The organism is Nesterenkonia lutea, assembly GCF_014873955.1.
GTDB lineage: Bacteria > Actinomycetota > Actinomycetes > Actinomycetales > Micrococcaceae > Nesterenkonia > Nesterenkonia lutea.
In genome coordinates, this window is record NZ_JADBED010000001.1 from 278,244 (window position 1) to 301,520 (window position 23,277).

20 protein-coding genes, 1 tRNA gene and 1 other RNA gene are annotated in these 23,277 nt (G+C 67.3%); 16 read left to right on the forward strand and 6 right to left on the reverse strand.

Annotation, left to right across the window (positions count from 1 at the left end; genetic code table 11):
• The first annotated feature begins 227 nt into the window (after window positions 1-227).
• On the forward strand, window positions 228-1,394 hold the full coding sequence (locus H4W27_RS01340) for a DDE-type integrase/transposase/recombinase (RefSeq protein ID WP_192594337.1): 1,167 nt from the start codon (window positions 228-230) through the stop codon (window positions 1,392-1,394).
• Window positions 1,395-1,439: 45 nt separating this feature from the next.
• On the opposite strand, the gene H4W27_RS01345 is transcribed toward H4W27_RS01340, so the two are convergent.
• Window positions 1,440-1,524, reverse strand: a tRNA-Ser gene (locus tag H4W27_RS01345).
• Window positions 1,525-1,712: 188 nt separating this feature from the next.
• On the opposite strand from H4W27_RS01345, the gene gluQRS reads away from it, so the two are divergent.
• Window positions 1,713-2,645, forward strand: coding sequence for a tRNA glutamyl-Q(34) synthetase GluQRS (gene gluQRS, locus H4W27_RS01350; RefSeq protein WP_192594338.1), 933 nt, complete (start codon window positions 1,713-1,715; stop codon window positions 2,643-2,645).
• A 21-nt stretch (window positions 2,646-2,666) separates the two neighbouring features.
• Here the strand turns inward: gluQRS and H4W27_RS01355 are convergent, their stop codons facing one another.
• Window positions 2,667-3,644 (reverse strand): zinc-binding dehydrogenase, encoded by a 978-nt coding sequence (locus H4W27_RS01355; RefSeq protein WP_192594339.1) that lies wholly within the window; start codon window positions 3,642-3,644, stop codon window positions 2,667-2,669.
• Window positions 3,645-3,832: 188 nt separating this feature from the next.
• Here H4W27_RS01355 and H4W27_RS01360 point away from each other — a divergent pair, with 188 nt between their 5' ends.
• The 4 genes from H4W27_RS01360 to H4W27_RS01375 all read left to right on the forward strand — a co-directional run bounded on the left by H4W27_RS01360 (window position 3,833) and on the right by H4W27_RS01375 (window position 6,863).
• Complete coding sequence (locus tag H4W27_RS01360; protein ID WP_192594340.1) at window positions 3,833-5,515, forward strand: alpha-keto acid decarboxylase family protein; 1,683 nt, start codon at window positions 3,833-3,835, stop codon at window positions 5,513-5,515.
• Window positions 5,516-5,579: 64 nt separating this feature from the next.
• An RNA gene (ffs, locus tag H4W27_RS01365) (signal recognition particle sRNA small type) lies at window positions 5,580-5,676 on the forward strand.
• A gap of 95 nt (window positions 5,677-5,771) precedes the next feature.
• A complete protein-coding gene (locus H4W27_RS01370) occupies window positions 5,772-6,311 on the forward strand; it encodes a hypothetical protein (protein ID WP_192594341.1) in 540 nt (179 codons plus the stop codon).
• A 24-nt stretch (window positions 6,312-6,335) separates the two neighbouring features.
• The gene (locus H4W27_RS01375) at window positions 6,336-6,863 is read left to right on the forward strand and encodes a LytR C-terminal domain-containing protein (protein WP_192594342.1); all 528 of its coding nucleotides are present in this window, start codon (window positions 6,336-6,338) and stop codon (window positions 6,861-6,863) included.
• A gap of 25 nt (window positions 6,864-6,888) precedes the next feature.
• On the opposite strand, the gene H4W27_RS01380 is transcribed toward H4W27_RS01375, so the two are convergent.
• Entirely contained in the window at window positions 6,889-7,284 is a 396-nt protein-coding gene (locus tag H4W27_RS01380) for a hypothetical protein (protein ID WP_225938962.1), read from the reverse strand.
• Between the two features lie 230 nt (window positions 7,285-7,514).
• Here H4W27_RS01380 and aceA point away from each other — a divergent pair, with 230 nt between their 5' ends.
• The 7 genes from aceA (at window position 7,515) to H4W27_RS01415 (ending at window position 16,547) form a co-directional block, all read left to right on the forward strand.
• Complete coding sequence (aceA, locus tag H4W27_RS01385) at window positions 7,515-8,873, forward strand: isocitrate lyase (protein ID WP_192594343.1); 1,359 nt, start codon at window positions 7,515-7,517, stop codon at window positions 8,871-8,873.
• A gap of 28 nt (window positions 8,874-8,901) precedes the next feature.
• Complete coding sequence (locus tag H4W27_RS01390; RefSeq protein WP_192594344.1) at window positions 8,902-9,585, forward strand: aldolase/citrate lyase/malate synthase family protein; 684 nt, start codon at window positions 8,902-8,904, stop codon at window positions 9,583-9,585.
• 157 nt (window positions 9,586-9,742) lie between these two features.
• On the forward strand, window positions 9,743-11,272 hold the full coding sequence (locus H4W27_RS01395; RefSeq protein WP_192594345.1) for a helix-turn-helix transcriptional regulator: 1,530 nt from the start codon (window positions 9,743-9,745) through the stop codon (window positions 11,270-11,272).
• Between the two features lie 124 nt (window positions 11,273-11,396).
• Window positions 11,397-12,167 (forward strand): LamB/YcsF family protein, encoded by a 771-nt coding sequence (locus H4W27_RS01400; protein ID WP_192594346.1) that lies wholly within the window; start codon window positions 11,397-11,399, stop codon window positions 12,165-12,167.
• Window positions 12,164-13,969 carry a 5-oxoprolinase subunit B/C family protein gene (locus H4W27_RS01405; protein ID WP_192594347.1) on the forward strand — a complete coding sequence of 602 codons (1,806 nt, stop codon included), beginning with the start codon at window positions 12,164-12,166 and terminating at the stop codon, window positions 13,967-13,969. The genes H4W27_RS01400 and H4W27_RS01405 overlap by 4 nt, the downstream gene beginning before the upstream one ends.
• A 15-nt stretch (window positions 13,970-13,984) precedes the next feature.
• A complete protein-coding gene (locus tag H4W27_RS01410) occupies window positions 13,985-15,799 on the forward strand; it encodes an acetyl/propionyl/methylcrotonyl-CoA carboxylase subunit alpha (protein ID WP_192594348.1) in 1,815 nt (604 codons plus the stop codon).
• 70 nt (window positions 15,800-15,869) lie between these two features.
• The gene (locus H4W27_RS01415; RefSeq protein ID WP_192594349.1) at window positions 15,870-16,547 is read left to right on the forward strand and encodes a GntR family transcriptional regulator; all 678 of its coding nucleotides are present in this window, start codon (window positions 15,870-15,872) and stop codon (window positions 16,545-16,547) included.
• Window positions 16,548-16,551: 4 nt separating this feature from the next.
• Here H4W27_RS01415 and H4W27_RS01420 read toward each other — a convergent pair whose 3' ends face one another.
• The gene (locus H4W27_RS01420) at window positions 16,552-17,262 is read right to left on the reverse strand and encodes a polyamine aminopropyltransferase (protein WP_192594350.1); all 711 of its coding nucleotides are present in this window, start codon (window positions 17,260-17,262) and stop codon (window positions 16,552-16,554) included.
• A gap of 31 nt (window positions 17,263-17,293) precedes the next feature.
• Window positions 17,294-19,162, reverse strand: a complete 1,869-nt coding sequence (locus H4W27_RS01425; protein WP_192594351.1) for an ABC transporter ATP-binding protein — start codon at window positions 19,160-19,162, stop codon at window positions 17,294-17,296.
• Window positions 19,163-19,324: 162 nt separating this feature from the next.
• Between H4W27_RS01425 and H4W27_RS01430 the strand changes: the two genes are divergently transcribed.
• The 3 genes from H4W27_RS01430 to H4W27_RS01440 all read left to right on the forward strand — a co-directional run bounded on the left by H4W27_RS01430 (window position 19,325) and on the right by H4W27_RS01440 (window position 21,868).
• Entirely contained in the window at window positions 19,325-19,555 is a 231-nt protein-coding gene (locus H4W27_RS01430; protein WP_192594352.1) for a PLDc N-terminal domain-containing protein, read from the forward strand.
• Window positions 19,556-19,889: 334 nt separating this feature from the next.
• A complete protein-coding gene (locus H4W27_RS01435; protein WP_192596352.1) occupies window positions 19,890-21,047 on the forward strand; it encodes an NRAMP family divalent metal transporter in 1,158 nt (385 codons plus the stop codon).
• The gene (locus H4W27_RS01440; protein WP_318782066.1) at window positions 21,044-21,868 is read left to right on the forward strand and encodes a putative hydro-lyase; all 825 of its coding nucleotides are present in this window, start codon (window positions 21,044-21,046) and stop codon (window positions 21,866-21,868) included. The genes H4W27_RS01435 and H4W27_RS01440 overlap by 4 nt, the downstream gene beginning before the upstream one ends.
• Window positions 21,869-21,918: 50 nt before the next feature.
• Here the strand turns inward: H4W27_RS01440 and H4W27_RS01445 are convergent, their stop codons facing one another.
• Complete coding sequence (locus tag H4W27_RS01445) at window positions 21,919-23,199, reverse strand: MFS transporter (protein WP_192594353.1); 1,281 nt, start codon at window positions 23,197-23,199, stop codon at window positions 21,919-21,921.
• Window positions 23,200-23,277: the final 78 nt, after the last annotated feature.

Here is a 23,277-nt window from a genome sequence, read left to right on the forward strand (position 1 = left end):
GCTGAGCCTGACCAGGGACCAGGAGCTGAGGACCGGAACAGGAGCCGTTCGCCTTGAGGGCAGACGCATCGAGCGGCCGAGGCCGACACGCGAAAAGGGTCCGTCACCGAGACGCTGTCTCAGTGACGGACCCTTTCGGTTCCGCGGAGGATGGGGTGTTGAGTCTCAATACATATTCAAGGGATGTCTCAATACATCGGAAAGGTTCCGGTGGCCGATCATGATTGATGACCAAGCGCAAGCAGATCATCACAGCGGTCAACAGAGGCACGATGTCTCAAGCCCAGGCTGCACGGGCCTACGGGGTCTCGGAATCGATGGTTTCCAAACTCTTGAGACAGTGGGCCCGAGAAGGCGAGGCGGCGTTCTACACCAAGACCCGCAGACCCCATTCACACCCTGCCGCGACGGGCCAGGAGGTCATCACCGAGATCACCCGACTGCGGACTGAGCTGGTGGCCCAGGGCCTGGACGCAGGCCCGGCCACGATCAGAGATCACCTGCGCAAGAACCTCTCCGAGAATCAGACCCCGTCCCGGGCGAGCATCGCGCGGATCCTGAACCGGCAGAACCTGGTGGCACCCGCGCCGAAGAAACGACCGAAATCCTCGCTGCTCAGATTCGAAGCAGAACTGCCTAACGGGTGCTGGCAATCAGATGTCACCAAGATCGTCCTTGCCGACGGGAAGATCGCCGAGGTGATCACCTGGCTCGATGACTACTCCAGAATGGTGGTGCATCTGCAGGCACATCTGCGGGTCACGGTGGACACTGTGATCTCCTCCTTCACCGTCGCCGCAGGTCAGCACGGGATTCCAGCGGCCACACTGACCGATAACGGGCTGGTCTACACCACCCGGTTCCGGGGCGGGCCCAACCGGTTCGAGAAGCTGCTGCGCACCCACGACGTGATCCAGCGCAACGGTCGAGGCAATCATCCCCAGACCCAGGGCAAGGTCGAACGATTCCAACAGACGATGAAGAAATGGATCACTGCCCGCCCCGCGGCGGCCAGCATCACTGAGCTGAACCAGCTGCTGGGGGACTTCACCAGGATCTATAACACCGAGCGGATCCACTCAGCACGCCGCGCAACCCCTTATGCGGCCTATATCGGTCGGCCCAAAGACTCTCCGGCACCGCTGCCCGAAGACACCACGAGGTACCTACAAGATCGGGTGGATAAGTTCGGCAAGCTCAGCATCCGCTACGACGGGCGGATGCGACATATCGGGATCGGGCGAACCCACGCGGGAACCCCCGTGGTGAAGATCATCAAAGATCGCCATGTGATCATCGCGGACAAACGCACCGGAGAGGTCTTGAGGGAACTGATCCTTGATCCCACACGGGACTACCAGCCCCGTGGATCCGGGCAAGAAGAAAGGCCCTGAACCGAGGGTTCAGGGCCTTTCCGATGTACTGAGACATCACATCCGCGGAGGATGGGGGATTTGAACCCCCGAGGGCGTGAACCCAACACGCGTTCCAAGCGTGCGCCATAGGCCGCTAGGCGAATCCTCCTGGCTGCTTCTCGCTGGCCTGCCTGATCGGCGCGGCCCTCGAGAGCAGACTTCATACTAGCGGAGATGCATCCCAGAATGCACATCGACTCCCCGTAGGATGGTCTACCGCCGCTGCGGGACCGAGAACCGACGCATGGATCGGCTGGAGCAGCGGTCCCGAGACAACGTCCCAGGAGAGGAGTCCAGGTGCACGCAGGACGTTACGCGCCCAGCCCCTCGGGTGACCTGCACCTGGGAAACCTGCGCACCGGAATGCTGGCCTGGCTCTTCGCGCGGTGGAGCGGACGGGAGTTCCTGCTGCGGTTCGAGGACTTGGATGCCGAACGCACCGTCGCCGGTGCCGAGGCCCAGCAGCTGGACGATCTGCGCGCGGTGGGTCTGACCTTCGACTCCCAGAACGGCCACGCCTCCACGAGGCAGTCCGAACGGCTGAGTCTCTACACAGAAGCCATCGAGCGGCTCACCGAGTCGGGGCTGACCTTTGAATGCTTCTGCTCACGCAGGGACATCCGGGAGGCCACCCGGGCGCCGCATGCGACTCCTGGGGTCTATCCCGGCACCTGCCGGAACCTCAGCGAGGAGGAACGCGCGCGCCGTCGTGCCGAGCGCCCGGCCTCGCTGCGGCTGCGCGCCGACCGGGACGACGACGGCGCCGCCCCGCAGGTCAGCGCCCAGGACCTGCTGCTCGGGGAGATCACCACCGGGGTGGATGACTTCGTGCTCCAGCGCAACGACGGCGCACCGGCCTACAACCTGGCAGTGGTGGTCGATGACCACCTCACCGGGGTGGATCAGGTGGTCCGCGGGGACGACCTCGCCGCCTCGGCGCCGAGCCAGGCCTACCTGCGCGGCCTGCTCTACGGGGCCGAGGCGGCGGCGGAGGTCGTCTACGCCCATGTGCCCCTGGTGCTCAATCCCGAGGGACGTCGCCTGGCCAAGCGGGACGGGGCAGTGACCCGCTCAGCGCTGCGGGGGCAGGGTCTGACGGACGAAGCCCTTCGCGACCTGCTGCTTGACTCGCTGGCCCTCCCCGCCGGACCGCTGACTGCGGCGTTGGCGTCCTTCGACCCACACAGCCTGCCGCGGGGGCCCTGGGTGTTCCGCCCGGCAGAGCTCTGATCACCGTCGGAAGAGCTGCAATCATGGGCGGAGCATGATCTTGCCCGTGCGGCCCTCAGCAAAGTTGGCGCGGGCGGCGTCCTGCACCTGCTCGAGGGGGTAGGAGGCCTCGGTGGTCAGCGGGATCGAACCGTCCGATGCGCGGGTGAGCAGTTCGGAGAAGAGCTCCCCGCGGCGCTGTGCGGAGAGCTCACCCATGACGCGGCTGCCCCAGAAGCCCCTGACCGTCACGTTCTTGAAGATGATCGTTCCTGAGTTCAACGCCATCGTGCCCCCGGCCATGGCGCCGAAGACCACCAGGGTGGCGTCTTCGCAGAGCTGAGACAGCACCTGATCGGCAGCCTCTCCGCCCACTGATTCGATGCCGGCGATGATCTTCGCTCCGCCGGTGATCTCAGCGACGCGCTCTTCCCATCCGGGCGTCTCGGTCGAGACGATCTGGTCGATCCCCTGGGTGGCGAGTTCCTCGACGGCGGCATCCCGGCGCACCAGGCCGAGGACGTTGATGCCTCGGGTGGGCGCCAGCTGTGCAAGGATCCGTCCCACGGCCCCATTGGCCGCGTTCTGGATGATCCAGTCGCCTTCCTTGAGATCCAGCCAGTCCAGCAGGGCGAGCGTGGAGAAGGGCATCGCGACGAGCTGAGCGGCGATCTCATCGGGTGCCGCCTCATCCACGGGGATGAGACCAGCGGCGGGAGCGAGGAAGTACTCGGCCCAGACGCCGAATGTTCCGCCGCTGGCGACTCGTTGACCGACGGCGAGATCCTCGACGCCTTCGCCCACGGCGTCGATCACGCCGACAGCTTCGGTGCCTGCCCGGGCAGGAAGCTCGGGCTTGAACCCGTAGGAACCTCGGATGGTCCACAGATCGTGGTTGTGGATGGGGGACATCAATGTCCGGATGCGAACCTCACCTGGTCCGGGCTCCGGAGTCTCCACATTGCTCACCTGCAGGACGTCCCAGGGTTCGCCGAAAGTCTCGTGGGTCACTGCGCGCATAGGTCTCTACTTTCCTCGGGGGTTGTGCGAGGAGGAACGACTCGACAGAGCGGGGTATTCCGCCCCCTTTGTCGACGAGGAGGTGCCTGCTGGGCGGTGACACCTCCCACGTAGACTGGCGGCACCGTTGACCGTGGGCCCCGCGATCCACCCCTTCGAGGGCCCCAGAAACCAGAAGGCGAGACCCCATGCCTGAAGACGCGCAGGACCAGCGCATTGCGAACTACACCATCGGCGATTATCTGCTGGACCGGCTGGCCGAGCTCGGGCTCACCGAGCTGTTCGGCGTCCCCGGTGACTTCAACCTCCACTTCCTGGACCACGTCGTGGACCACAGCAGCATCCGCTGGGTCGGATCTGCCAATGAGCTCAATGCCGGCTACAGCGCCGACGGCTACGCCCGCATCCGCGGAATCGGTGCGTTCCTGACCACCTACGGCGTCGGCGAGCTCTCCGCGATCAACGCAGTTGCCGGATCCTACGCCGAATCTGTTCCCGTGGTGCAGATCGTCGGAGCCCCACCCAAGGAGACCCAGGCCTCAGGCCGCAAGATTCACCACTCCCTGGGCGACGGGGACTTCAAGCATTTCCTGCGCATGGCCCAGGAGGTGACGTGCGCCCACGCCGATCTCGACGCTGCCACGGCCACCTGGGAGATCGACCGGGTCCTGCGCGACGTCGTCTTCCGGCGTCGCCCCGGCTATCTCATGCTCGCCGCCGACGTGGCCGAGGTCGGCGCCTATCCTCCGGCCGAACCATTGGTCACGGACCTGCCCGTGACCACGCCCCGCGCACTCGCAGCCTTTGAACAGGCAGTTCGGCGCTTCCTGCCCGGACGCCGGACCGCGGTGCTGGCTGATCTCCTGGTCCATCGGCTCGGGGCCACCGAGGAGCTGGCCTCCTTCCTGACCGATTCGCAGCTGCCCTTCGCCACCCTGGCCTGGGGCAAGACGCTGGTCGATGAGTCGGATCCGAACTTCGTGGGCATCTACGCCGGCGCCGCCTCCCAGGACCGCGTGCGGGACGTGATCGAAGGCGCCGACGCGCTGATCACCCTGGGCGTGGAATACACCGACAACACCACCGCTGGATTCTCGATGGACCTGGATCCCGCGCGGCTGATAGATGTCTCGCGCTTCGGCGCCCGGGTGGGGGAGGAGGTCTTCACGCCGATCTCCCTGCAGGACGCGCTCGCCGTGCTGCACCAGGTGACGGCCGAGCTCGACGACGTCGCCCCCATGCCTGCGGCGGAGGCCCCCGCCCCGGAGACGCCCCGCGAGCCCTCGGATGAGCCGCTGACCCAGGATGGACTCTGGCGCGTGCTGGCTTCTCAGCTGGAGTCGGCGAACATCGTCGCGGCAGATCAGGGGACCAGCTATTTCGGGATGGCCTCACATCGGTTCCCGGCGAAGTCCACGTTCATCGGTCAGCCCATGTGGGGCTCCATCGGCTACACGCTGCCCGCGATCCTCGGTGCGGGACTCGCTGACCGCAGCCGCCGTCCGGTGCTGCTCATCGGCGACGGCTCCGCCCAGCTCACCATCCAGGAGATGGGGGTGATGATCCGTGAGAAGCTTCCCGCCGTGGTGGTGCTGGTCAACAACGACGGCTACACGGTGGAGCGTGCGATCCACGGGCCCGACGCCGTCTACAACGACATCGCGCCCTGGCGCTGGGAACTGGTGCCCCAGCTCTTCGGGGCTGAGGAGGAGGACTACCTCTACCGTCGCGTGACCACGGAGTCGGAGCTGCTGCAGGCCTGTCAGGACACGATGAGCAACCGCGAGAAGCTCGTCTTCATCGAGGCCATCACCGATCGGGATGACATTCCGCAGCTGCTCGAGGATGTGGCCAACGCGCTGAAGCGCTGATCGGCGTCACTGGCTGTCGGTGCCCACCATTCGCGTTCACGTGCGGCTCCACGCTAAGATGATTCCCGGCCCCACGTGCGGTGCCATCCTGCTGAACTCCCCCAGGACCGGAAGGTAGCAAGGGTAAGCGGGCTCTGGCAGGTGCACGTGGGGCTCTCAATGTCTTCAGCGGCTTCCGGGTCTCGGACCCGCGCCCGCCAGCGGGATCATTCTCTGGGTGGATGATCTGCCCCTCTCCAGTTCTTACACTCAGAGCATGGACATGTCACACCAGAGCTCCCCGCCGCAGCGAGCCCATCGTTGGTTCCAGGACCCCTGGGTGCAGGGGCTCGGCACCGGGCTGAGCGCGCTGGTGCCCGCCCGGAGCTATCCGGTCTGGCTGCGGCAGACCATGATGTGGGTGCCCGCGGTCGGATTCGGCGCGCTGGTGGCGAGCCCCGCGACCTGGCGGTTCCTGGCGAAGTCCGCCCAGGCCCAGCCCGGCGATGACTCGCCGGTCGACGAGTCCACCGGATCTGAGACGCAAGAATCCGCTGAGCCGCCGCCGGGCGCTCTCGACACGGTGGATTCCCGCCGCAGCCCGCTCACGCGGTGGCTCGGGCGAGCCGGTGGAGGAGTCGCTGTCGGAGCGTTGGTCTACGGCAATATGCGGCTGGCCTTCTGGCTCGACGGAGCCATCGAGCGCGGGCTGCGCAGGCTCCATGTGCCCGCGCCGCGGGTGGTCATGGCTCTCGGTGCTGGAGCCTTCGCCGCCGGGACCGCCAGGGCGGATGCGCGCCCCGGACAGGGGTCATAGGGCGGGACTCCTAGAATCGAACCCATGGATCACCGGATCGCCAGCACGCGTGCACAGCGGATCCTTCTCTGGCTGGGCACCTTCGCGGTGATCGGGATCATCACCGGGACCAGTTGGCTGTTGATCAACGGCACTGTTCCGCTGAACCTCTTCGGCAGGGGCGCCATCCCCGCGGATGATCAGTGCCCCGGGGGAACCCAGCAGCCGGTGGTTCCCGAACGGGTGCAGATCGCCGTGTTCAACACCACGAATTCGCCTGGCCTCGCCAGCGAGGTCGCCGATGAGCTGGACGATCGGCGTTTCCGCATCGCCGAGGTCGACAACGACTATCTCGCCGACACCGGCTTCGCCGCCATCATCCGCGTGGGGGACCGCGGTCTCCGGCAGGCATACACCCTCCAGCAGCACATCCCCGATTCCCTGGTGGACATCGACGAGCGTCCCGATTTCAGCGTGGACCTGGTCCTGGGGTCGGAGTTCCACGAGCAGGGCGTGGAAGAGGCCGAGGACGTCGAGATGGTCCCCGGCCTGCTTCACTGCTCCGCGGAGTGAGGATCCGCCGGCGCACCGTGCCGGTTCAGTGCGCGGCCTTCCACCGACGAGCGGCGATGAAGCTGCGCACGCCGAGGATGATGTAGACGACCAGAGCGATTACGGTGATCAGTGCGGAGATCACTGCACCGGGATTGTCCGCCTCACCGGCGACGAGGGCCCCCAGGTTCATCAGCGGCATGATCATCCCCAGCGCACCCAGAACCGCGATGACCAGCGCGATGTGCACCCCGAGCTTGACGTTCTTCTTGGCGATTGCGCCGCTGATCAGCAGCAGCACCCCGACCACGGAGGGGATCAGCGCGGTCATGCTGGCGAAGGAGGTCGCGATGTAGCCGATGATCCCCACGGCGACCAGCAGGCCTCCGATGATCATGGTCAGGCGCGGCATGGGACTGGCGGGTGCGGCGGGGGTGGTCATGAGGCTCCTTGCGTGACGGTGTGCGGGGGACAGGGGAAGCAGCATCTCTCAGACGGCTCCCCGTGACTCTTCTACACAGTGTAGAAGATGGTGATCCGTGAATCTTCCCGGGTTTCTTCGATCATTCAAAGAATCGCAGATCTTTGATGGAAAAACTGTGGTCTGGGAGCTTCACAGGCCGTGAACTGGGGTTGTCCCCAAAAACGGTCCACGATTCAAAGGAGATTCCGATGACCGCGACATTCACTTCCGAGAACCAGACCTCACAGCAGCGCAACGGGCTGAGCCCGGAGAGCGCCCAGGCCTTTCAGCAGAAGGTCGATGCCCTCCAGCGGGACTGGGACACCAACCCCCGCTGGGCGCAGACCACCCGCGAATACTCCGCGGCCGACGTGGTGCGGCTGCAGGGCAGCGTGCAGGAGGAGCACACCCTGGCCAAGCGCGGTTCCGAGAAGCTCTGGAGCCAGCTCACCGAGGAGCATGCGGAGGGGAAGTTCACCAACTCCCTGGGCGCGCTGACCGGAAACATGGCGGTCCAGCAGGTCAAGGCGGGGCTGCGGGCCATCTACCTCTCCGGCTGGCAGGTTGCCGGTGACGCGAACCTCTCGGGGCACACCTACCCGGATCAGTCGCTCTATCCGGCCAACTCGGTGCCCAGCGTGGTGCGCCGGATCAACAATGCCCTGCTGCGCGCGGATCAGATCGACTACCTCGAAGGCACGCGCACGGTCGAGGACTACCTGGTCCCCATCGTCGCCGACGCCGAGGCCGGCTTCGGCGGACCGCTGAACGCCTATGAGCTGATGAAGTCCATGATCGCCTCGGGCGCGGCCGGCGTGCACTGGGAGGATCAGCTGGCCTCGGAGAAGAAGTGCGGACACCTCGGCGGGAAGGTGCTGATCCCCACCGGTCAGCACGTGCGCACACTGCAGTCCGCGCGGCTGGCGGCCGATGTGCACAACACGCCCAGCGTCGTGATCGCCCGCACCGACGCCGAAGCCGCCACGCTGATCACTTCTGACGTCGACGAGCGCGATATGCCCTTCATCACCGGGGAGCGGACGGCCGAAGGCTTCTACAAGGTGCGCAACGGCATCGAACCCTGCATCGCCCGAGCGAAGGCCTACGCTCCCTATTCGGACCTGATCTGGATGGAGACCGGAACGCCGGACCTCGAGTACGCCAAGCAGTTCGCCGAGGCGGTCAAGGCGGAGTATCCGGACCAGATGCTGGCGTACAACTGTTCTCCTTCGTTCAACTGGAAGAAGCACCTCGATGACGAGACCATCGCGAAGTTCCAGCGCGAGCTGGGCAAGATGGGCTTCACCTTCCAGTTCATCACCCTGGCAGGCTTCCACGCGCTGAACTACTCGATGTTCGAGCTGGCCCGCGGCTATAAGGACGAGCAGATGAAGGCCTACGTGGAGCTCCAGGAGAAGGAGTTCGCGGCCGAGGCGCAGGGCTACACGGCCACCAAGCACCAGCGGGAGGTCGGCACCGGGTACTTCGATGCCATCTCCACCACGTTGAACCCCGAGTCCTCCACGGTGGCCTATAAGGGGTCCACCGAAGCGGGCCAATTCCACTGATCACACGGCATTGACAAAGGAGTCAGCCATGAACGCCCAGACCAGCACCACTCTTCGCTCCAGCACCACCGTCTACAGCACCACAGCGCACAGGAGCGCCCACTCTGAGACCGACACCGGGCGGATCGCCGATCCCGGCAATGCCATCACCATCAACGGGATCACGCTCACTGCAGCACGGGCGCCTCGGCAGAACGAGGTGTTCACCGCTGATGCGCTGACGTTCCTGAGCTCCCTGCACCGAGAGTTCGGTGCGCGGATCGCAGAGCTGGAGCCGGGGGAGCCGCAGCCGCAGCAGAACAATCGGGGCGGGGTCACCGGACAGCAGGATCCGGCGGCGGAGGCCGAGGCCTCCTGGAGGGCGCTGGTGGAGAAGCACCTGGCGCAGACGGACTGTGCCTTCGCGACTCCTCGACGGCTGACCCGTTCCGAGGACCGGATCTTCAGCCAGGGGCAGCCGCTCTCGGGCGGACTGGTCGACTTCGGCCTGCACATCCACCGCTGCGCGCGTCGGCTGGTCTCCGAAGGAAGGGCTCCGTTCATCTCGCTGCTGGGACTGGAGAGCGAGCAGGAGCTCGAGATCTGGCAGGAGATGTTCGCGCGGGCCGAAGAGCTGATCGGTCTCCCGGCCGGCACGATCCGGGCCATCACCTTCAGCACGGCGGAGGATGACGGCGGCGGTGCCATCCTCGTCGAGAAGCGGGCCCGCTGAGCATGCAGGAATCGACAGGAGAGGCCTTCGGTCTCGGAAGAGCACACTGCTCATCTCGAGGCCGGAGGTCTCTGTCTGCGGCCCCGGGGCAGTCGGGTGACGTGGCCTGTGACGCGGGCCACCGACCCGGTGTCTGCGGACGGTAAACTGCCCTCGTATGCGCACAGCACGAGAAACCTCATCGGTGAGGCAGGGGCCGACCCGTCCCCCGCTGCGTCCACTCGAGCGCGCCTCGGCCACTGCAGATGAAGACGGCTTCGACCTGATCGCCCTGGGTCGGCGGGTGCGTCATCTGCGCAAGCAGGCAGGACTGACCCTGGATGCGCTCGCGGAGTCCCTCGGCACAGCACCGAGTCAGCTCTCTCTGCTGGAGAACGGTCGACGCGAGCCCAAACTCTCCCAGCTGCAGCAGCTGGCCAAGGTGCTCCACGTCAGCGTCGACGACCTCTTCGGCGCTGAGCCGCCCTCGAAGCGCGCGGCCCTGGAGATCGAGCTGGAGAAGGCTCAGCGCGGTCCGCTCTATGCGGCGCTGAACCTTCCCACCGTGCGGATCGGCTCTCGGCTGCCCATGGACGTCCTGCAGTCGCTGGTGGCTCTGCAGGGTGAGCTGCGCCGTCGTCTGGAGGAACAGGCGGCGACTCCCGAGGAGGCGCGCCGGGCCAACACCGAGCTGCGCGAAGAGATGCGCGCCAGGAACAACTACTACCCCGAGATCGAGGCGGCCGCCCAGGAGCTTCTGGATGCCGTGGATCACCGGGACGGTCCGCTCTCTCATCACGTGGTGGCAGACATTGCGGCGCACCTGGGCTTCTCGCTGCGCTTCGTGCCGAACCTGCCGGAGTCCACGCGTTCGGTCACCGATCAGAAGAACCGGATCATCTACCTCACCCAGGGAAGCTCCCGGCAGTGGGACGCCCGGTCGGTGCTGCTGCAGGCGCTGGGTCACCAGGTGCTGGGTCACACCGAGCCGGGTGATTATTCGGAGTTCCTGCGTCAGCGGGTCTATACCAACTACTTCGCGGCGAGCCTGCTGATGCCCGAGGCCACCACGGTGCGCTTCCTCAAGGAGGCCAAGTCACGCAAGGAGCTGGCCATCGAGGATCTGCGGGATGCCTTCGCGGTGTCCTATGAATCGGCCGCCCACCGGTTCACGAATCTCGCCACCGAGCATCTGGGCATCACCTGCCATTTCCAGAAGGTCCATGAGTCCGGCATCCTGCACAAGGCCTATGAGAACGACGGGGTGAACTTCCCCGCCGATCACTCCGGGGCCATCGAAGGTCAGACCATCTGCCGACAGTGGACCTCCCGCCAGGTCTTTGACGTGGATGACAAGTTCCGCTCCTTCCATCAGTACACCGACACCACGGTGGGGACCTTCTGGTGCACGGCACGCACTGAGGCACACTCCTCCGGGGTGTATTCGCTCTCGATCGGAGTGCCCTTCGACCACGTGAAGTGGTTCCGCGGATCCGACACCACCTCGCGCTCGGCCTCGCGCTGTCCAGAGGACCCCACCTGCTGCCGCCAACCCCCGGCCGAGCTCGCCGTTCGTTGGGAGGGCAAGGCATGGCCTGCCGCGCGGGCCAACACCCACCTGCTCGCGGCCATGCCGCAGGGCGCCTTTCCCGGAGTGGACACCACCGAGGTCTACGAGTTCTTGGAACGCCACACACGGCAGGACTGATCGCCGGGTCCGGCAGACGAATCCTCACTGACTTCCCTCAGATTGTTGAACAATCCTCTGGCGTCAGGCATCCTTGACTCAACTCACACTGAGACGTGGGCAACATCAGTCCAAGGAGGATCACGTGGCACAGATCGACCTGAACAGTGACGTCGGAGAGTCCTTCGGCAACTGGACCATCGGCGACGACGCGGCGATCCTGCGCACCGTCTCGAGCGCGAACATCGCCTGCGGCTTCCACGCCGGGGACCCGCTGACCATTCGTGCCACCGCCACGGAGGCAGCGGCCAACGACGTCGTCATCGGGGCTCACATCGGCTACCGCGACCTGGCCGGCTTCGGTCGACGGCATCTGGAATGTTCCCCCGATGAGCTCGCCGCCGATGTGCTCTACCAGCTGAGCGCCCTGGAAGGAATCGCCTCGGCGGTCGGCTCACAGGTCCGGTATGTGAAGCCCCACGGCGCCCTGTACCACTCGATGATCTCCCACACCGGGCACGCCCATGCCGTCATCGACACCATCGCGGCCTACTGCGAGAGCACCGGACGCGACCTGCCCGTGCTGCTGCTGCCGGGTTCCATCGCCCTGGACTACGCTGCGGAGGCCGGTCTGCGCGGGGTCTCCGAGGCCTTCGCCGATCGCAGCTACAACCCTGACGGCACGCTGGTCTCCCGGCGTAAGCCCGACGCGGTGCTCCATGACACCGAGCAGGTCGTGGAGAACATGCTGCGCCTGGCCGAGGAGTCGGTGCTGATCGCTCGCGACGGCACCCGCATCGAGACCCAGGCCGAGTCCATCTGCACCCATGGCGATACGGCCGGGGCGGTGGCGATGGCGCAGTCGGTGCGCTCAGCACTGGAGGGCGCCGGAGTCGAGATCCGGAGCTTCGCATGATCAGCGCCATCCGCGAGGCTGGTCCTCGCGCGCTGCTGCTGGAGTTCGAGACCCTGGACCAGGTGCTGGCCTGCCATCAGCAGCTGCGCCGGGAGCCCCTTGCCGGTCAGGTCGAGGCGGTGGCCGCGGCACGCACCATCCTGCTGCGCTTCACCGCCCGGTTCGCCCTCCGCGAGGCGCGCCAGCAGCTGCCCAGCCTTGAACTGGGAGAGTTCTCGGCCGCAGACTCGCGCCGCGTGGAGCTGGAGGTCGTCTACGACGGCGAAGATCTGCCCGATCTGGCCTCTCACCTGGCGATGAGCGTCCAGGCGCTGATCAACTGGCACAGCGGAACAACCTGGGCCGGCGCCTTCGGTGGCTTCGCCCCGGGATTCACCTACTGCGTGCCCAGCACGACTCCCGATGCTGCGGCCCTCGGCAACGTCGGTCCACTCGATGTGCCGCGCCGCAGCAGTCCACGCACGGCCGTGCCCGCCGGCGCCGTCGCCCTTGCCGGCGAATTCTCCGCGGTCTACCCGCGCGTCTCCCCAGGGGGCTGGCAGCTGATCGGACACACCCCGGCGACCATGTGGGACCTCTCCCGGGAAGCCGACGGCGAGTCCCCGGCGCTGGTCCGCCCGGGCGACTCGGTGCGGTACAAGCCCGTGACCGCCCGGTCAGTGACCAGCGAAGCCACCGCTCAGCCCGAAGCCCCGAGCCAGCAGGACTCCCGCCCGGACCACGACGTCGCGCTCACCGTCCTCGACCCGGGACTGCAGACCCTGATCCAAGACTTCGGCCGCAGCGGGTTCAGCGACCTCGGAGTCTCCCGCGCGGGGGTCGCCGACGAGGACGCGGCGCGCCAGGTGAACAGACTTCTCGGCAATGCTCCACAGGCGGCCGTGCTCGAGACGCTGTACGGCGGAGTCAGCCTGCAGGCCGAGACCACCGTGGTGCTCGCGGTCGCCGGCGCACAGGTGACGCTGGACGTCACCGCCCCCGAGGGATCCAGCCGACGCGTGCGGCTGGGCGCCCCCTTCGCCCTCACCGCAGGAGAGACCCTGACCCTCGGCGCCCCCGAGTGGGGACTGCGCAGCGTGATCGGGCTGCGCGGAGGCATCGCTGCCACCCCGGTCCTGGGCAGCGTCTCCGCCGACACCATGTCCGGACTGGGCCCCGATCCGCTGGCGCCCGGAGACCAGCTCCGGACTGCCGGCACTGCCACGGGCGCCGTCGCCGCTGCGGAGCCCCAGAACCGCCGGGCGCAGGACCCCTCCTCCGAGGGCCAGTCCGCCCTGCGTTTCACCTATGGCCCGCGCGCAGACTGGTTCAGCACCGAGGAGGCGGTGCGGCTGGCGGCTCAACCCTGGGTGGTGAGCCGGTCATCAAACCGGATCGGGATTCGACTCGAGGTCCCCGAGGACGATGCGGCGCAGGGGGCCGAGAACTCTGCGCACAGGGCCCAGAACTCTGCGCCGGGGGCCCAGGACGAGGCGCCGCGACCGCTGCGCCGGCTCAAGGAGGGTGAGCTGCCGAGCGAGGGAGTCGTCCGCGGCTCGCTGCAGATGCCGCCATCGGGCACCCCAGTGCTGTTCCTCAACGACCACCCGGTGACCGGGGGGTATCCCGTGATCGGCGTCGTCATCGACGAGGACCTCCCCCTCGCGGCGCAGCTCGCCCCTGGAGACCAGATCACCCTGGTCTCGGTGGACCCCGAGACGCTGGCCCCGCCGCAGCATCCCTCCGCTGACTCCGCTGAACCGGCTGAACCCGCTGACCCGGCAGCGCCGACGCCCCAGACCACCGCGACCCCTGACGCCTGAGAGAAGAACCTCACCATGAAGCGCATCCTGATCGCCAACCGCGGCGAGATCGCCGTCCGCATCATCCGCAGCGCGCGGGAATCCGGCTACGTCGCCGCGGCGGTCTACGCCGATCAAGACGCCGACGCGCTGCACGTCCAGCTGGCCGATGACGCGGTGGCGCTGCACGGGACGACCCCGGCGCAGACCTATCTGGACCAGCAGAAGCTCCTCGCGGCCGCCCTCCAGGTCGACGCCGACGCGATCCACCCCGGCTACGGGTTCCTCTCCGAGAACGCCGACTTCGCCCGCGCCGTCATCGAGGCTGGACTGACCTGGATCGGCCCGAAGCCCGAGACCATCGAATCCCTCGGGAACAAGGTCACCGCCCGGGCGCTGGCGGTCAAGGTCGGCGCCCCGCTGGTTCCAGGCACGGACGGTCCGGTCGCCGATGGCGAGGAGATTCGTGAATTCGTGGCCGAACACGGGCTGCCCGTGGCGATCAAGGCCGCCCACGGCGGGGGCGGGCGCGGCATGCGCATCGTCCGTGAGGAGGCCGAGATCGACGAGGCCTTCGCCTCTGCAGTGCGCGAGGCCGAGTCCGCCTTCGGTCGTGGGGAGTGCTTCGTGGAGCGGTTCCTGGACCGGCCCCGGCACGTGGAGGCCCAGGTCCTGGCGGACACGCACGGCAACGTCGTCGTTGTCGGCACGCGGGACTGCTCGCTGCAGCGGCGCAATCAGAAGCTGGTCGAGGAGGCGCCCGCGCCGTTCCTCAGCGACGATCAGCGCGCCGACATCCACCGCTCCGCCCGGGCGATCTGCGCCGAGGCCGGCTACGTCGGGGCCGGGACCGTGGAGTATCTGCTCAGCCCGGGCCAGGGGGACCGGCCCGGACTGCTCAGCTTCCTGGAGGTCAACACCCGGCTGCAGGTGGAGCACCCGGTCACCGAGGAGACCTCCGGGGTGGACCTGGTGGCCGAACAGCTGCGCATCGCCGAGGGCGAGCCGCTGCGCCTCACGGAGGATCCGCAGCCGCGAGGCCACTCAGTGGAGTTCCGACTCAACGCCGAAGAGCCGGCCCAGGGCTTCCTACCCACCCCGGGTCCGGTGGAGCTCTTCGCTCCCCCCACGGGGCCCGGCATCCGGGTGGACACCGGCGTGCGCAGCGGTGATGAGATCTCCGGGGCCTTCGACTCGATGCTGGCCAAGCTCGTGGTCACCGGCCCGGACCGGCCCACCACGCTGCGCCGCGCCCGTATGGCGCTGGCCGAGATGCGCATCGAGGGTCTGCCAACCGTGCTGCCGTTTCACCGTCAGGTGCTCGAGGCCGAGGACTTCCTCGCCGCCGAGGGCGAGGACAGCTTCACAGTCCACACGCGGTGGATCGAGACCGAGTTCGAGGCCGCCTATGGGGAGTCCATGGCCGAGTCCGAGCATCTCGCCGCCGCGCTTCGTCACCGCAAGCATCGAATGCACCGCACCACCGTGGAGATCGACGGCCGCCCGGTCACCCTCGGGCTGCCGGGGGCTCTGCTGAGCCTGCTGGGCAGCGGCACCGGGACAGGTCCCGACAGCCAGAGAGGCTCCGGCAGCGGGACAGGCGAGGACGAGGAGGCGGACCCCCGCGTCGGAGCGGCACCCGGGGCCGTGGCGTCGAAGCTGGCAGGCAGCCTGGTCAGCTTCTCCACCGCGGACGGCGCCCAGGTCTCCGCCGGAGACCCGATCGCCGTGGTGGAGGCGATGAAGATGGAGTCCACCGTGGCCGCCCCGCGCAGCGGACGCTTCATTCGCGCCGATCTCGCGCCCGGCGCGGCGCTGCAGGCCGGCCAGCTCCTCGGCACCATCGAATGAGAGACCGAACCCACCTGTGACGTGCAGGTGCAGTGTCTGGCCCGATCGCTGTCTCGACTAGGTTGGTGTCATGACCGACGTGTTGTGGAGCTCCTTGTCTGCCGAGGGCCTGAGGGAGCACGCGCATGCCCCGGAGCGGGTCGCGGAGCTGCTGCGCGGAGCCATCGCGGCCGGGGCGATCCGTCCGGGCACCAAGCTGCCGGAGGTCCAGCTGACCCGTCAGCTGGACATCTCCCGGCACACGCTGCGCAGCGGATTCCAGATCCTCGCCGCCGAAGGGCTCGTGGAGCGCCATCCCAACCGGGGGGTGTTCGTGCACCAGCCCACCGCGGCAGACATCGCTGAGATCTATCGGGTGCGCCGGGTGCTCGAGGTCGGTGCGGTGCGCACCGCGGAGTTCCCCGCAGAAGAGCTGGAGCAGCTGCACCGGGTGGTCTCCGCCGCGGAGGTGGCGAGGGATCGCGGGGACGTCCCTGCGATGGCCCAGGCCAACCAGGTGTTCCACCGGACCATCGCGGCTCAGGTGCGCAGCGCGCTGATCGATGCACTCATGGAACAGGTCCTGGCACGGATGCGACTGGCCTTCCACGCGAAATCCGAGCAGCCCAGCTTCCATCACACCTTCATCGAGCGCAACCGGGAGCTGGCCCGGCTGCTCGGCGAGGGAGACCGGCAGGCGGCGGAGGACTACCTGGTGGACTATCTCGCCGCCGCCGAGGCTGAGCTGCTGGACCACCTGGGAGGCTGACCGGTCAGCTCAGGCGCTTGGTCCCGACGTAGACGGTGTTTGAGGAGGTGCCCCCGGTGAGGTGGTTGGCGAACTCCACGATATGGGCCCGGCAGTCATCGAAGACCGAAGCGAGGATGGTCATGAACTCCTCGTCCGGCGGGTCATCGGACCACAGGGTGAAGACCCCGTGCTCACCGAGGTGCTTCGCCAGGGCGGTCAGCCCCTCGGTGGTGTAGAGATCCGCGTGGCTCGGGTGAAGCGTGTGCCGCGGTGAATGGTCGACGTCGAGCAGGATGACGTCATGGAGGGGCGAACCAGCTTCGGGCGGCCGCCGCACCACCGCGAAGAAGTCATCGTGGCGCAGAGTCGTCCGCTCGTCCTCGACCAGCTGACTCGAGACCGGGAGCAGCTTGCGCTGGTGCCAGTCGATGACGGCTGGGAGAGCGTCGATGACCTGCAGCCGGTGCACCCGCTCATCGCCGAGTGCTGTGACCGCTGTGTAGCCCAGGCCGAGGCCGCCGACGAGCACGTCGAGCTTCTCGCCCGTGGCCGCGGCGAGGCCCAGGGTCGACATCTGCTCCTCGGCCACGGTGAACAGGCTCGACATGAGGAACTCCTCGCCCAGCTTCACCTCATAGATCTGCGTGCCCGTGCCGGGCTCGGTGCGCCGACGCAGCATCAGCTCGCCCATCGGGGTCTGCTGCCAGTCAAGCTCTTCGAACCGTGCGATCATGCGGATGCCTCTCCTTCGGGGGGGGGCGGACTCAGGAGTCCTCGGTGGCGAACTGGGTCCGGTAGAGCTCGGCGTAGCGCCCGTCGGCCGCCAGCAGCTTGGAGTGCGTGCCGCGTTCCACGATCTGGCCCGCCTCGACCACGAGGATCGCGTCGGCGGCGCGCACCGTGGAGAGCCGGTGTGCGATCACCAGCGCGGTGCGTCCCACCAGCGCCTCGGTCAGCGCGGCCTGTACGGCGGCCTCGGAGGTGGAGTCCAACGCGGCGGTGGCCTCATCGAGGATCACCACCTGGGGCTGGGCCAGCAGCAGCCGGGCCAGGGTCATCCGCTGGCGCTCTCCGCCGGAGAGTCGATAGCCGCGTTCCCCGACCACGGTGTCCAGCCCATCGGGCATGGAGTGGACCACCGATTCCAGCCGGGCCCTGCGGATGGCATCCCAGATCTGCGCGTCGGTGGCCCCGGGGGAGGGCAGGGTGAGGTTGGCGCGGATGGTGTCGTGGAAGAGGTGTCCGTCCTGGGTGACCACGCCCAGGGAAGCGCGCAGCGAGGCGAAGGTGGTGTCGCGGACGTCCACTCCGGCCAGGCGCACCGATCCGGAGTCGACGTCATAGAGCCGTGCCAGCAGGGCGGCGATGGTGGACTTGCCGGCTCCTGAGGAGCCCACGATGGCGACTGTCTGCCCGGGCTCCACGCGCAGGCTGACGCCGTGGAGGACCTCTTCGCCACCGCGCTGGTCCAAGGTCGCGACCTCCTCCAGCGAGGCGAGTGAGACCTTCTCCGCAGACGGGTAGGAGAAGGTGACCTCGTCGAACTCCACGGCGGCAGGGCCCTCCGGCAGCGGCTCGGCGTCCTCCTTCTCTGTGATCAGCGGCTTGAGGTCCAGCACCTCGAAGACTCGCTCGAAGCTGACCAGAGCGCTCATCACTTCCACCCGAGCGCTCGCGAGGGCGGTCAGCGGCGCATAGAGGCGGGTGAGCAGCAGCGCCAGGGAGACGACCGCCCCGGCTTCGAGATCGCCGACGATGGCGTAGAAGCCGCCCAGGCCGTAGACCAGGGCGAGGGCCAGTGCGGAGACCAGGGTCAGCGCGGTGACAAAGGTGGACTGCAGCATCGCGGTCTTGACCCCGATGTCCTGCACGCGCCGGGCGCGCCGCTCGAATTCGGCGGACTCCTCCTCGGGACGCCCGAAGAGCTTGATCAGCGTGGCGCCCGGGGCGGAGAAGCGTTCAGTCATCTGAGTGCCCATGGTGGCGTTGTGGTTCGCCGCCTCGCGCTGCAACACTGCCAGTCGGCTGCCCATGAGGCGGGCAGGCAGCACGAAGACCGGCAGCAGCACCAGGGCCAGCAGGGTGACCTGCCAGGACAGTGAGAGCATGGCGATGAAGGTGAGGACGACCATCACCAGGTTCCCGACGACGCCGGAGAGGGTGCCGCTGAAAGCGCGCTGCGCCCCGATGACATCGTTGTTCAGCCGGCTCACCAGCGCGCCGGTGCGGGTGCGGGTGAAGAAGGCGATGGGCATCTTCTGCACGTGGTCGAAGACTGCGGTGCGCAGATCAAGGATCAGACCCTCACCGATCCGTGATGAGAGCCACCGGCTGAGGATGTTGAACCCCGCATCGGCGACGGCGATGATCGCGATCAGCACGGCCAATCGGATGACGACCTCGACAGCGGCCGAGCTGGTGATCGCATTGACGACCTGTCCAGCCAGCAGCGGAGTCGCCACCGCGAGCGCGGCGGTGACCACCGAGAGGATCAGGAACCAGATCAGCCGGGTCCGGTGGGGGCTGGCGAACTGGCCGATGCGAGTCAGCGTCTCCCGGTTGAGCGGCCGATAGTCCTTCTTCGCATGGGTCATGCTGTACAGCGAGCCCCATGCCGCGCGTTCCATGCTCACGCACAAACCCCCAAGATCTCCGGTGATGCCGCGCTGGCTGCCACGGCACCGTTGTCAGCACAAGAGACAACCCACGTCACGCTACTCGCATTCCGGCAGCCCCCTCGCCCCAGAGCGGCCGACCCTTGGGCGTCGCCGGACCACTGACGTAGTGTCGCTGCCATGGATCTTGATCCCATGTCGGTGCTGTTCCTGCTCTTCGGTCTGGCGGCCGTCGCCGTCGTCGTGGGGTTCATCGTGATCGCGCTGATCCAGGTGCTCCGCGAGCCTCTGCTGCCGCCGGCGCTGCGGATGTGCTGGGTGATCGTCCTGATTGCTCTTCCGATCCTCGGCACGCTCGTCTGGTTCGTCTTCGGGCAGAGCATCAATGAGCGGATCCTCTCTGCGATCTGACGCCAGGTCCGGCCTGGGGATGTGACAGGCGTGTAAAAGGTGGGCCGATTGTTCCACAATCCCTTGCCTGGATTGTTGAACAACAGTACTGTGATCGGTGATCCACGGAATAGACGTGCGTCACACGTGCACTGCGCACAGTGCCGCCGCTGTTTCCCCTACTGACCCACGGAGGGCTCCTGTGGCTGACGCCTCAACCCCCAGATCGTCTTCAGCAGATGCACCCCACACCCCCGAGACCCACGGGCCAGATTCGAACGGGCCAGATTCGAACGGGTCGGATTCGAACGGGCCGGTGCTGATCCGGACCCGCCGAACCGCGCTGCTCGGGGCGATGTTCCTGATGGCCACCAGTGCCGTGGGCCCGGGCTTCATCACCCAGACCGCCACGTTCACCTATCAGCTGGGAGCCGCCTTCGGCTTCGCGATTTTGATCTCGGTGCTGGTCGACATCGCTGTGCAGCTCAACGTCTGGCGGGTGCTCGGGGTCTCCGGGCTCTACGCCCAGACCCTGGGCAACCGCATCCTGCCCGGCCTGGGCTGGGCGCTCGCGGCACTGATCTTCTTCGGCGGCGTGGTCTTCAACATCGGCAACATCGCCGGCGCCGGCCTGGGCCTCAACGCCATGACCGGCATGGACGCCCGCATCGGCGGTGCGCTCTCGGTGATCCTCGCGCTGCTGATCTTCCTCTCCAAGAAGGCCGGGGTCGCGCTGGACCGGATCGTGGTCGGCTGTGGCGCCGTGCTGATCCTGCTGATGATCTTCATGGCCGTCACCACTGCCCCGCCGCTGGGGGAGGCGCTGCGTCAGACCTTCGTGCCCGACCAGGTGGAGTTCCTGGTGATCACCACGCTGATCGGCGGCACCGTCGGCGGCTATATCACCTATGCCGGCGCCCACCGGCTCATCGCCTCGGGCAACACCGGGGTCGAGAACGTCAAGGCGATCTCGCAGACCTCGGTGCTCGGGATCATCGTGGCCACCGTCATTCGCTTCCTGCTCTTCCTGGCGATCCTCGGGGTCGTCTCCACCGGTGCGGTCCTGGCGGAGGACAACGTCGCGGCAGATGCCTTCTCGGTGGCTCTCGGAGAGATCGGTCTGCGCGTCTTCGGTGCGGTCTTCTGGGTCGCCGCGATCACCTCGATCCTGGGCTGCACCTACACCACGGTGTCCTTCCTGACCACGGAGAACACCAAGGACCGCACGAAGAACTGGTACTTCCTCGGCTTTCTGGTGCTCACCAGCGGGGTCTTCCTGCTGCTCGGCCAGGCGCCGCAGACCCTGCTGATCATGGCGGGCGCGTTCAACGGCACTGTGCTCCCGCTGGGATTCGCGGTGATCCTCTACGCCGCATGGCGCCGCCGGGACCTGCTGCAGGGCTATAGGTACCCCAAGTGGCTGCTCATCCTCGGCGTCCTGGTCTGGCTGCTGACCATCTTCATGGGCTACAGCTCGCTGGGCGGTCTGGCCAGCCTCTGGACCGAAGGGTGATCCCGCCGGACACAGGCTTCACCCCCGGAGGGGCGCCGCTGAACCCCGCCGCAGCCCGCGCACGCTTCCGTGCCGGGCTGCGGCGGCCCACCAGCGGGATCAGCCCGGGCTTCGCCCAGGTCAACCTGCTGGCGCTGCCGCGTGAGCTGGCCTTCGACATGCTGCTCTTCGCGCAGCGCAACCCGAAGTCCTGTCCGGTGCTGGGCGTCTTCGAACCGGGCCAGCACGACGACGCCGGCATCGCACACCCATTGCTGGCCGAGGGTGACCTCCGCACTGATCTCCCCGCCTACCGGGTCTACCGCGACGGCGAGCTCATCGCTGAACCCGATGACGCCACCGCGCACTGGCGCGAGGATCTGGTCGCCTTCCTGATCGGGTGCAGCTTCACCTTCGAAGCCCCGCTGCTGGAGGCCGGAATCCCGATCGCCCATATCGAGCAGGGCGTGAACGTGCCGATGTACACGACCGCCATCCGCTGCGCACCGGCGGGCCGGCTCCGCGGCCCTCTGGTGGTGTCCATGCGTCCGCTGCCGGCGGATCAGATCGCCGACGCCGTGCGGATCACCTCACGCTACCCAGGAGTCCACGGCGCCCCGGTGCACATCGGCAGTCCCGCAGCACTCGGAATCGATGACCTCGCCTCCCCGGACTTCGGGGATCCGGTGGAGATCCCCGCAGGCTGGACGCCGGTCTTCTGGGCCTGTGGGGTCACCCCGCAGGCGGAGGTGATGGAGTCCAAGCCGGAGCTGGCGATCAGCCACGCGCCGGGGCACATGCTGATCACCGACCTGCCCGACGCCCAGCTTCAGGTGCCGTGACACAGCCCTTCGGAGCTGTCAGTGCTCGTGAGGCACTGGAGCGCGGTCCCTCAGGGGCGCTGTGGGCCGGGGGCCGCGCCGTCGTCGTCCTTGGCCCGCGGACCTGAACGAGGGATTCTGCGCGGGACCCCCTGGAGCACGTCGTGGCGACCGTGGACCAGCCAGTACAGGATCAGCGCGACGACGACCACGCCTGCGCAGGCGCCATACATGAAGCGATAGTCAGCGAAGCCGACCAGCGGTCCCAGCAGCAGCGGGGAGAAGCCGAAGCCGGTGTCGAGCATGATGAAGAAGGTCGAGATCCCGATGCTCGTGCGGTGGGCGGGCAGGTCCGAGGCGATGATCGCCTGCAGCACCGGCAGCAGCGAGCCGAACCCGAAGCCGGCCAGCACCCCGGCGGTGAGCAGGACGCCCTGGTTGGGTGCCCACGCCAGCAGTCCCATGGCCACGATGTAGAAGATCACGGCGGGGTACACGGCGAGGTTGTCCCCGTAGCGGTCTTGGATCCTGCCCATGAACAGGCGCGACACCAGGACAGCACCGGCGTAGATCACGAAGAACAGCGAGGCCGCGTCCACCATGTCGAGGCTGCGGGCATAGCCGTTGAGGAAGGTCATCACCGAGGCGAAGCCGATGCCCAGCAGCATCGCCACCAGGGAGATCTTGAACGCGCGCGGCTCGATGATGTCCCGAGGGCGCAGCGTCAGCTTCTCCCGCAGGCTGGTCCGCCAGGGTCTGTCCTCGGGGAGCTTGAGGAACAGCACCGCGATCAGTCCGAAGACGGAGACGATGGTGACCGCCACGAACATCGCCCAGAAGTCATAGCGCTGAGTCAGCTGGATCGCGGCCAGCGGCCCGATCGCCGGGGGCAGGGAGTTGGCGAGCAGATAGTATCCGGCGCCCTCACCGCGGCGGGAGGCGGGGATCATCGCGAAGACGCCGGCGTTGAGCGCGGTCTGTCCGAAGCCGAAGGAGATCCCGTGCACGGCGCGCAGCGCGATGAGCATCTCGTAGCTGTCCACCCAGAGGTACGCCAGGCCGGCGAGGACATAGACCACCAGGCACGCCAGCACAGTGCGGCGCCGACCCAGGAAGTTCACGTACTTGCCCGCGAAGACCCGCGCACCCAGGGCGCCGACAACGAAGGCCGAGGCCGCGAACCCGGCGGCAGTCTCACCGGCGGCGAACTCCTCGGCCGCGTAGACCGCCAGCCCGGTCACCAGCACGAAGAAGACGATGGCCAGGAAGAGATTGATGACGATCGCCAGCAGGAAATCTTTGGTGAAGAGCGGCTCCTTCGGCGTCGCCGCGGGGTGCTTGTTCTGGGCCATCACAGGCCGATTGTTTCATGGTTCGCAGAAGAAACGACCGAAGGGCGAGCGGAGATCGGCATGGTGCAGATCACAGCG

Bases quoted from the DNA above. Each gene is read 5' to 3' on its own strand.
- H4W27_RS01340 (WP_192594337.1), top strand. From the start codon at position 228: ATGACCAAGCGCAAGCAGATCATCACAGCGGTCAACAGAGGCACGATG.
- H4W27_RS01355 (WP_192594339.1), bottom strand. From the start codon at position 3,644: ATGCGCGCAGTGACCCACGAGACTTTCGGCGAACCCTGGGACGTCCTG.
- H4W27_RS01360 (WP_192594340.1), top strand. From the start codon at position 3,833: ATGCCTGAAGACGCGCAGGACCAGCGCATTGCGAACTACACCATCGGC.
- H4W27_RS01370 (WP_192594341.1), top strand. From the start codon at position 5,772: ATGGACATGTCACACCAGAGCTCCCCGCCGCAGCGAGCCCATCGTTGG.
- H4W27_RS01375 (WP_192594342.1), top strand. From the start codon at position 6,336: ATGGATCACCGGATCGCCAGCACGCGTGCACAGCGGATCCTTCTCTGG.
- H4W27_RS01380 (WP_225938962.1), bottom strand. From the start codon at position 7,284: ATGACCACCCCCGCCGCACCCGCCAGTCCCATGCCGCGCCTGACCATG.
- aceA (WP_192594343.1), top strand. From the start codon at position 7,515: ATGACCGCGACATTCACTTCCGAGAACCAGACCTCACAGCAGCGCAAC.
- H4W27_RS01390 (WP_192594344.1), top strand. From the start codon at position 8,902: ATGAACGCCCAGACCAGCACCACTCTTCGCTCCAGCACCACCGTCTAC.
- H4W27_RS01395 (WP_192594345.1), top strand. From the start codon at position 9,743: ATGCGCACAGCACGAGAAACCTCATCGGTGAGGCAGGGGCCGACCCGT.
- H4W27_RS01405 (WP_192594347.1), top strand. From the start codon at position 12,164: ATGATCAGCGCCATCCGCGAGGCTGGTCCTCGCGCGCTGCTGCTGGAG.
- H4W27_RS01410 (WP_192594348.1), top strand. From the start codon at position 13,985: ATGAAGCGCATCCTGATCGCCAACCGCGGCGAGATCGCCGTCCGCATC.
- H4W27_RS01415 (WP_192594349.1), top strand. From the start codon at position 15,870: ATGACCGACGTGTTGTGGAGCTCCTTGTCTGCCGAGGGCCTGAGGGAG.
- H4W27_RS01420 (WP_192594350.1), bottom strand. From the start codon at position 17,262: ATGATCGCACGGTTCGAAGAGCTTGACTGGCAGCAGACCCCGATGGGC.
- H4W27_RS01430 (WP_192594352.1), top strand. From the start codon at position 19,325: ATGGATCTTGATCCCATGTCGGTGCTGTTCCTGCTCTTCGGTCTGGCG.
- H4W27_RS01435 (WP_192596352.1), top strand. From the start codon at position 19,890: ATGTTCCTGATGGCCACCAGTGCCGTGGGCCCGGGCTTCATCACCCAG.
- H4W27_RS01445 (WP_192594353.1), bottom strand. From the start codon at position 23,199: ATGGCCCAGAACAAGCACCCCGCGGCGACGCCGAAGGAGCCGCTCTTC.